General features: G+C 65.2%; 7 protein-coding genes and 1 pseudogene. All 8 read left to right on the top strand.

Features of this window, described 5'->3' with window-relative positions:
* Positions 1 to 46: 46 nt before the first annotated feature.
* On the top strand, positions 47 to 880 hold the full coding sequence (locus HWX25_RS30560) for an ABC transporter substrate-binding protein (protein WP_059693162.1): 834 nt from the start codon (positions 47 to 49) through the stop codon (positions 878 to 880).
* Positions 881 to 887: 7 nt separating this feature from the next.
* Entirely contained in the window at positions 888 to 1,760 is an 873-nt protein-coding gene (locus tag HWX25_RS30565; RefSeq protein ID WP_175912246.1) for a polysaccharide deacetylase, read from the top strand.
* Positions 1,757 to 2,665 carry a polysaccharide deacetylase gene (locus HWX25_RS30570; protein WP_175912248.1) on the top strand — a complete coding sequence of 303 codons (909 nt, stop codon included), beginning with the start codon at positions 1,757 to 1,759 and terminating at the stop codon, positions 2,663 to 2,665. The genes HWX25_RS30565 and HWX25_RS30570 overlap by 4 nt, the downstream gene beginning before the upstream one ends.
* Positions 2,662 to 4,068 carry an MmgE/PrpD family protein gene (locus tag HWX25_RS30575; RefSeq protein ID WP_175912250.1) on the top strand — a complete coding sequence of 469 codons (1,407 nt, stop codon included), beginning with the start codon at positions 2,662 to 2,664 and terminating at the stop codon, positions 4,066 to 4,068. The genes HWX25_RS30570 and HWX25_RS30575 overlap by 4 nt, the downstream gene beginning before the upstream one ends.
* 154 nt (positions 4,069 to 4,222) lie before the next feature.
* Complete coding sequence (locus HWX25_RS30580) at positions 4,223 to 5,788, top strand: methyl-accepting chemotaxis protein (RefSeq protein WP_175912252.1); 1,566 nt, start codon at positions 4,223 to 4,225, stop codon at positions 5,786 to 5,788.
* 86 nt (positions 5,789 to 5,874) lie between these two features.
* Positions 5,875 to 6,888 (top strand): hypothetical protein, encoded by a 1,014-nt coding sequence (locus HWX25_RS30585; RefSeq protein WP_175912254.1) that lies wholly within the window; start codon positions 5,875 to 5,877, stop codon positions 6,886 to 6,888.
* 174 nt (positions 6,889 to 7,062) lie between these two features.
* Positions 7,063 to 8,553 carry an ISNCY family transposase gene (locus HWX25_RS30590; RefSeq protein WP_175912256.1) on the top strand — a complete coding sequence of 497 codons (1,491 nt, stop codon included), beginning with the start codon at positions 7,063 to 7,065 and terminating at the stop codon, positions 8,551 to 8,553.
* A gap of 143 nt (positions 8,554 to 8,696) precedes the next feature.
* Positions 8,697 to 8,813, top strand: a pseudogene (locus HWX25_RS30595) (IS5/IS1182 family transposase); the annotation flags it as partial.

Consider the following 8,813-nt stretch of genomic DNA (forward strand, 5'->3'; position numbering starts at 1 on the left):
CAGCACCGCGGTACCCCCTTACACCACCACGACAAGGCTACACCCCATGAAAGCATCCGTCCTGACCCGCACGCTGGCCGCTGTCGCATTCGGCGCGCTCGCACTTCACGCTTCCTTCGCGGTCGCGCAGGCCGCGAACGTCAAGCGCACGCTGAACGTCGCGATCGTGCCGAACTATCCGCCGTTCGAATACAAGGACCCGGCGACCGACAAGCTCGCGGGCTTCGACGTCGACCTCGGCGAGGCGCTCGCCGCGAAGATGGGCGCGAAGCTGAACTGGGTCGAGACGAGCTTCGACCAGATGATGAGCGCCGTCGCGACGCAGCGCGTCGACATGATCCTGTCCGGCATGACCGACCTGCCGACGCGCCGCGACGCCGTGACGTTCGTCGACTACATCGAGACGGGGCCGCAGTTCTACGTGCTGAAGACGCGCGCGGGCGAATTCGCGCAGATGGGCGCGCTGTGCGGCAAGCGCGTCGGGTCGAGCCGGCGCACGTCGTTCCCGGACAACACGACCGCGTGGAGCGCGGAGAACTGCGTGAAGGCCGGCAAGCCGGCGATCGTGGTGGTCGGCACCGACGGCTCGTCGGATGCGCGCATGCAGCTGCGCCAGAACCGCATCGACGCGGCCGTGCAGGGCGGCGAGACGCTGCCGTACCAGAACAGCCTCGAGCAGAACGCCTACGCGCCGGTCGGCAAGCCGTTCCTGTCGCAATACACGGGCATCGGCGTCGCGAAGAGCAACACCGCGCTCAGCAGCGCGCTGACGACGGCGCTCAACCAGATGATCGCGGACGGGTCGTATCACAAGCTGCTCGCGAAATGGGGGCTGCAGGAGCACGCGGTGGCGAAGGCGATGGTCAACGGCACGCACTGAGCGCGCGATGACGGCCTCGGCTCCCCGCTGGCCGGACGCGAAGCGCGCGTGCGTCGCGCTCGCGTTCGATCTCGACGGCCCGACCGGCGACGCGATGCTGAACGGGTCGATCTGGCGCAACCCCGCGTATTTCACGCTCGGCAGCTACGGGCCATGGCGCGCGCTCGGCCGGCTGCTCGACGTGCTCGCGTCTTTCGACCTGCCCGCGACGTTCTTCGTGCCCGCGTGGGTTGCGCGGACCTGGCCCGCGCAATGCGCGGCAATCGTCGAGCGCGGGCACGAGATCGGTTATCACGGCTACCGGCACGAAGCGTTCTGGACGCTCGAACCCGAACGGCAGCGCGAGATCATGGCGCAGTCGGCCGAAGTGCTCTACCGCACGCTCGGTGTACGGCCAGTCGGCTTCCGCACGCCGTCCGGCGACTGGAGCGCGGCGACGGTGAGCGTGCTGCGCGAAGCCGGCGTGCGCTATTCGAGTTCGATGCGCGGCGACGATCGTCCCTATCTGCTGCCCGGCGCCGACGGCGAGCCGTCACTTGTCGAGATTCCCGGCCGCTGGGAGACCGACGATTACGCGTCGCTCGCGTATCACCGCAACCCCGACTATCCGGCCGGGCTCGACCGGATCGCCGGCTACGATGCGACGCTCGACAACTGGACGCGCGAATTCGACGGCATATACCGCGAAGGGCTGTGCCTGACGACGCTGCTGCATCCGAAAGTTTGCGGCAAGCCCGGCCGCCTCGCACTGCTCGAAGCGTGGTTCGAACACATGTGCGCGCGGGACGGCGTCTGGTTCGCGCGCTGTCGCGAAGTGGCCGACTGGTGGCTCGCGCAGCACGCGCACAACACGCAACCGACGCAACGGAGCAGCCTGTGACGACACTTCCAGCCTGGCCGGACGGCGCGCGCTGCGCGGTCGCGATCACGGTCGACTTCAACGACATACACGGTATCCAGACACGCGAGCCGCGCATCGTCGGCCGCGAGAAGTCGCTGTCGGTGTGGCGTTACGGCGCGACGCGCGGCGTCGAACGATTGCTCGATGCGTTCGATGCATTCGGTGTGCCAGCGAGCTGGTTCGTCCCGGGCATCGTCGCCGAAACGCATGCGGATGCCATACGCGAGATCGCCGCTGCCGGCCATGAACTCGGCGTGAGTGGCTATCGCTGCGAGGACTTCGACGCGCTGCCGCTCGCCGCGCAGATCGACGCGTGCCGCACCGGGCGCGCGGCGCTTGCGGACACGATCGGCCGCGACGTTGAAGGTTTTCGTTCGTTCACCGGCAACTGGGCCGAGGGCTTCGCAGACTGGCTCGTCGCGGAAGGCTTCACGTGGTCGTCGTCGTGGCGCGGAGACGATCTGCCGTATGTGCATCCGCGCGGCGACGACCGCGCGGACGGCGCGCGGCTCGTCGAGCTGCCGCTGCACTACGAGCTCGAGGACGAGCCATACTTCGAGTTCAACCTGTCGCCGCCGGTACCGGCCGGCCAGCCGCGCATCGCGGCGTACCGTGACGTACTCGACAACTGGCGGCGAGACGTCGACGGGTTTCGCCGCTTCGGGCTGTGCTGCGTGCTGCGCCTGCATCCCGAGATCATCGGCACCGCGGGGCGCATCGACTTGCTGCGCGCGTTGCTCGCTCATCTGCGCGACGCGGGCGACGTATGGTTCGCGACCGGGCGCGACATCGCGCGCTGGTGGCGTGCCCGGATGCCCGTCAATCCGCCGGGCCATCCGGTCGACGTGTTCTCGCATTGTCTCGCGGACGAATCGGCGCGATGAAGACGGAGACGCAAACGCGCGCCACGCGGCTCGCGGCGTTCGTCGCGCAGACGGCCGCCGATGCGTTGTCGGACAACGTCGTCGCGAAGGCCAAGCGTCATGTGCTCGACACGTTCGGCGCGGCGCTGGCGGGTACGTTCGCGGCCGAGACGCGCAGTGCGCGGGCGCTGACCGGCACGGTCGAGCGCGGCGGCACACCGCTGTGGGGTACACGACGAGCCGCGGGCGCGCGCGATGCGGCGTTCGTGAACGGAATCGCCGCGCACGCGCTCGAACTCGACGATTCCGGCGGCTGCGATCATTCGGGCGCGGTCGTGATGCCGGCCGTGCTCGCCGCGCTGTCGTGTGCGCAACGCCCGGTGACCGGCCGGGAATGCGTGGCCGCGATCGTGCTCGGCTACGACGTCGGCCGGCGCGTGCTCGAGGCAGCTGGAGGTTACTCGGCGCACAACGGGGCCGGCTGGCACTCGACGCTCAGTTGCGGTGTGTTCGGCGCGGCGGCAGCGAGCGCACGCGTGCTCGGTCTCGACGCCGCGCGCACGCGCGACGCGCTCGGCCATGCGGCGAGTTTCTCCGGTGGCTTGTGGGGCTTCATCCATGACGGATCGCAGACGAAGCGGCTGCATGCCGGCCGCGCGGCGGAAGGGGGTGTGCTCGCGGCGCTGCTGGCACGCGAAGGCGTGAGCGGCCCGGCCAGCGTGTTCGACGACGTCTGGGGTGGCTTCTTCAACACGTTCGCCGCGCAATCGCAGGCGCCCGACGCATTGACCGACGGCCTCGGCATGCACTGGAAACTGATGCGCTGCTCGATCAAACCGCACGCGTCGTGCCGCAGCGCGCATGCGGCGGTCGACGCGGCACTGCAGCTTGCCGAAGGTCGCACGTTCGAGGCCGGCGAAATCGAGCGGGTGGTCGTGCGAACCAGCGCATTCGTGGCGCGGATGTGCGGCGGCCGCGACCTGTCGACACTGTCGTCGTCGCAGATGAGCCTGCCGTACGCGGTTGCAGCCGCGCTTGCATTCGGCGACACGGGAATCGGTGCCTATCGCGACGACAGGCGCACGGATTCGCGTGTCACGGCGCTGCTCGCGCGCATCGCGATCGAGGTCGATCCGGCGCTCGGCGATCTCGACGAGCCGACCGTGATCCTGCATCGCGCGGACGGGCGGCGGGAATCGCGTCACGTGCCGATCGCACTCGGCGATCCGCGCAATCCGCTGTCCGATGCGGCGCTGCTGGCGAAGTTTCGTGCGCTGGCGGGCATCGCGCTCGCCCCTGCGCAGGTCGATGCGTTGAGCGACGCGTGCCTGTCGCTGGAGCGGTTGTCGGACGCGCGGGTGTTGAACGCGTTGCTCGCGGCCGATGACGGCGATTCACCTACCACGCCGAAATTCCGCCCATAACTCGTCGTTTCCGGAAACGTTCCTTGTCGGTTCCGCACTAATTCACGCGCCGCTCTGGTCGTTATCGAGGCATCGGTCTCGCACGTGCCGCCTTCGATCGGCTGAACACGCATGCGTCGCATGCAACGGTTTCGTGCTCAACGCTTCCCTCATCATGATCAGGAATTTCAGCATTCGCGTCCGGCTGGCGCTGGCGATGGGTTTTCTCGGCGTGCTGCTCGTCATCGGCGGCATCATCGGCGTCATTGGCGTGGCGATAAGCAACGACGACGTGAAGACGCTTTATTCCGACCGGCTCGCATCGTCGGAGGCGCTGGGGCAGGCGAATGTCGCGCTGTCGAGAACCCGTCTATGGCTGTATCGCATCGCGCTCGATCCGGACAGCCCCGACGTGCCGCAGGAAACCGCGACATCCCGTGAACTGCTCGCCGCGTCGAAAAAGGCGTGGGACGCGTATCGCGCGCTGCGGCTCTCCGGTCCCGAAGAAGCGCGCCGCGCGGCCGACGCGAACACGAAGTTCCACGCGCTCGTCGAGAACGGCCTCGAACCGATGTTCGGCGCCATTGCCGCCCGCGATCCCGCGAAAATCCCCGACGTCTGGCGGCACATACCGCCGTCGCTGTTCATCGACGTCTCCGACGCGATGGACGCGCTCGGCCGAATCCAGATCACGGCCTCGCGGGTGACGTTCGATGCCGCGCAGGCTCGTTTCCACTGGTTCGTCGGCATCGCGATCGCCGGCATCCTGGTCGCGCTCGGCGCAGCCGTACTCACGTGGTGGTCGCTTCAGCGCGCGATCGGCGCGCCGCTTGCGCACGCACTCGATCATTTCAGCGCGATTGCCGGCGGCGACCTGACGACGCGGATCGACGTCGATTCGACCGACGAGATGGGGCAACTGATGACCGGCTTGCGGGCGATGCAAGGCAAGCTGCTGCAAACGATTCGCGTGGTGCGGGAAGGTTCGCACTCCATTGAGACGGCCGCGCACGAGATCACGGCCGGCAACATGGACCTGTCGCAACGGACCGAAGAGCAGGCCGCGTCGCTGGAGGAAACGGCAGCCTCGATGGAGCAACTGACTTCGACGGTGCGCCAGAATGCCGAGAACGCGAAGCAGGCGAATCAGGTGGTGCACGACGCGGCGTTGCTGACCGAAGAGGGCAATCAGGCGGCGCAGGAAGTCGTCAGCACGATGCGCGGTTTGTCGGAAGCGTCGGGCAAGATCGCCGAAATCATCTCCGTCATCGAAGGCATCGCATTCCAGACCAACATCCTGTCGTTGAATGCGGCCGTCGAAGCGGCGCGGGCAGGCGAGCAGGGGCGCGGATTCGCGGTCGTCGCAGGCGAAGTGCGATCGCTTGCCCAACGCAGCGCCACGGCGTCCCGGGAGATCAAGGAACTCATCACGGATTCGCTGAGACGCGTCGAGACCGGTGCGCGACAGGTCGATCGCGCGACCGGGACGATGTCGGAGATCCTGACGTCGGTGCAACGCGTGCACGTGCTGATGGGCGAGATTGCCGCCGCGTCCGACGAGCAATCCAGAGGCATCGAACAGGTGAATCAGGCTGTGACGCAAATGGATCAGGTGACGCAGCAGAACGCGGCGCTGGTTCAGCAGGCGTCGGCGGCCGCGCTGTCGCTGCGGGAGCAGGCGGGGCAACTGGAGGCGACCGTCTCGGTCTTTCGGATCGGTTCCTCGCAGGCCGTTGCGTAAACCCGGGCGACCGGTTACCGGAGGCAGCCTATAATCGTTACCAGCTTGTCCAGGAAATCGCGGTTATCAGGGTGAGGGGTGTCCAAATGGGACAATGCCGTCGCATCTATTCGCGCTTCGTGCTCACAAGCTGGATCGCCGGTCTGGCGATTCTGGCCGGCCCAGGCCACGTGCACGCCGAGGACAGTCCGTCGAGCTTGCCAACCGATGTCAAGCAATCTGAAAGAAAGCTCAACGTCTATGCCGTGTATGGCGACGGACGCGCGACCGAGGGTGGCGACATGCATTGGCGCGCCTACGAAGTCGGCTTCGGTGACGTCCTGAATGACTACCTCTCGGTCTACCTCGCGTATGTGAACGAGGGGCATCCCCTGGATCACCACCGTGACGGCTTCGCCGCCCTGGGTTCGTTTCGTTGGCCGGTCGGCAGTCGCGTGGCCCTCGAATTCTCGGCGGGACCGTATTTCAGCATGGACACGACGCATGTCGACAACGAGGTGCGCAACGAAAAGCGATGGGGCGTGCGTGCGTCAGCAGCGGTGCGGTATTACGTCGTTCCCAACCGCTTCTTCCTCAAGGTCCAGTACAACCACGTCCAGATGATTGGCGGATTCAATTCCGACGCGGTGCTCTTCGGCATCGGCTCGGATTTCGGCGGCGATCCCGGCCCCGCGCTTTCGGACGGCAAGACGCAGGTTAGCGTTTGGGCCGGCACGTCGCAGACGAACCGTCCTCAAGTGCCGATCGAGAAAGGGTATATGGTCGAAGTCAAGCGGCCGCTCGGCAATGCGTGGGCCTATTCGGCGAGCTTCGTCTACGAGGGCAATAATGGTGTCGCCGGTCGAAGAGGTGTGGCGGCGCAACTCTGGTACGTCGCGCCGATCAGGAGCAAATGGACGCTTTCGGCAGGCGTAGGTCCGTATCTCTCGCGTGATCGGGACGAAGTCTCGAGCAAGACGAGACTCAATGCCTTGCTCAGCGCGCAGGTGACGTATCAGGTCACGAATGATTGGGCTGCGAGCTTGCGCTTCAATCGTGTCGCAACCGGCAACGACAAGGATCAAGACATGTTCATGGTCGGCGTGGCGCGCAATTTCTAGTGGCTGTAAATGCAGGTCTGCCGTGTTGCAATTTGAATTGACATAATGCTGATGATCAGCGTTTTGGATTGTAGTGGCTAAGTTGTAATGTCCGCTTCTAGCCAAGTTCAAATGTCCGCTTTTCGACCCATCGTAAGCTGATCGGCCGCTGGGAATCCAGCGCCGGAGGCTTTGATGGCTGGAACGGAACGGATCACGATGACGATGCGCGAGCTGGACAGATTCAAGGTCATTCAGGACGTCGCGGACGGCAAGCTTCAGCCGTGGCGCGCGGCCGAGCGACTCGGGCTGACAACGCGGCAGATTCGGCGACTGGTCGGCCGACTGCGTGAGCACGGGCCGCAAGGCCTCGTGTCTCAACGACGCGCGAAGCCCAGCAACAATCGATTGGACAGCACGACGGCTGACCGGGTGCAGTCGATCATCCGTGATCGCTACGCCGATTTTGGCCCGACGCTGGCCTGCGAGAAGCTCTGGGAATGTCACGGCATTCGGCTGGCCAAGGAGACGGTCCGGAAGCTGATGTCCGACGCTGGCCTGTGGGTGCCGCGCCGGCAGCGGCCACCGAAGGTTTATCAACCGCGGGCGCGACGCGCGTGCCTGGGGGAACTGATCCAGATCGATGGCAGTGACCATCGATGGTTCGAGGATCGGGCGCCGGCCTGCACGCTGCTGGTGTACGTCGACGACGCGACGAGCCGGTTGATGATGCTGCACTTCACGCAGACCGAATCGACCTTCAGCTACTTCGAGGCGACGCGCGCGTACATCGACTGCCACGGCAAGCCGGGGGCGTTCTATAGCGACAAGTACAGCGTGTTCCGCAACGTAACGCCAGGTAAGACTGGTAATCGGGTGACGCACTTCGGCCGCGCGATGTACGAGCTGAACATCGACACGTTTTGCGCGAACAGCAGTCCGGCCAAGGGGCGAGTCGAGCGAGCACATCTGACGTTGCAGGATCGCTTGGTCAAGGAGATGCGATTGCGCGGGATCAACACGGTGGGTGACGCCAATGCGTATGCGCCCTCCTTCATGGCCGCTTACAACGCACGTTTTGCGAAGCCGCCGAAGAGCGATTTCAATGCGCACCGACCGTTGCGCGCCGATGAGAATCTTGACTTGGTGCTGACGTGGCGCGAGCCGCGAAAAGTGACGAGGTCGCTCACGGTGCAGTACGACCGGGTAATGTACTTGCTGGAGGACACGCCGGAGAATCGAAAGTTGATCGACCGGCAGATCGAGGTGTGGGAGTACCCGGATGGGCGGATCGAACTCCGAACAGAGGGTCGCGTGTTGCCGTGCAGGCAGTACGACCGGCTGGCCGAAATCGATCAAGGTGCCATCGTCGAACACAAGCGTCTGAGTCACGTGCTGCAGATCGCGCAAGCGCTTCAGGCGCAGCGCGATAACAGCCGAATCGGTAAGGCACCGTCTCGAACGCATCGAGGCGACTCGACCAAGACGAATCGCAACACCACTCAGCCGAACAAAAAGAAGCAGCGTGAGTTCACGCAGGCCGATGTCGAGAAAGTGATCGTGGATCTCGCCGAACGCAGACAGGTCCAACAGCCTGCGCGCAAACCTGGCCGCCGGTCTGCAAGGGGCAGTGACGCAAGCGTAAGCACCCTGCCCGTTCAGGATCCGCTCTTCGACATTGCGTGATCTGTAACCCAAGAGAAACAAACATCAAGCCCGTAAGCCCGGACATTTCAACTTAGGGAAACACTGATTTATCCGGCTCTGTGGTCATCGCTGACGCAGCCGAGGACGTTGTAGAAGATAGTTCACGGAACGGGCCCACGACGATGAAACGGCAAATGAGCTTTGCGGAAGCGGAAAGCACGGGCAAGAAGCGCATGACTCGGCGCCAGCGTTTCCTGGAAGAGATGGAGAAGCTCGTGCCGTGGTCGCGATTGCTGACG

This window comes from Burkholderia sp. BCC1640 (assembly GCF_902833125.1).
Classification (GTDB): Bacteria; Pseudomonadota; Gammaproteobacteria; order Burkholderiales; family Burkholderiaceae; genus Burkholderia; species Burkholderia diffusa.

Coding starts and splice junctions, on each gene's coding strand:
- HWX25_RS30575 (WP_175912250.1), top strand. CDS start 2,662: ATGAAGACGGAGACGCAAACGCGCGCCACGCGGCTCGCGGCGTTCGTC.
- HWX25_RS30565 (WP_175912246.1), top strand. CDS start 888: ATGACGGCCTCGGCTCCCCGCTGGCCGGACGCGAAGCGCGCGTGCGTC.
- HWX25_RS30560 (WP_059693162.1), top strand. CDS start 47: ATGAAAGCATCCGTCCTGACCCGCACGCTGGCCGCTGTCGCATTCGGC.
- HWX25_RS30585 (WP_175912254.1), top strand. CDS start 5,875: ATGGGACAATGCCGTCGCATCTATTCGCGCTTCGTGCTCACAAGCTGG.
- HWX25_RS30580 (WP_175912252.1), top strand. CDS start 4,223: ATGATCAGGAATTTCAGCATTCGCGTCCGGCTGGCGCTGGCGATGGGT.
- HWX25_RS30590 (WP_175912256.1), top strand. CDS start 7,063: ATGGCTGGAACGGAACGGATCACGATGACGATGCGCGAGCTGGACAGA.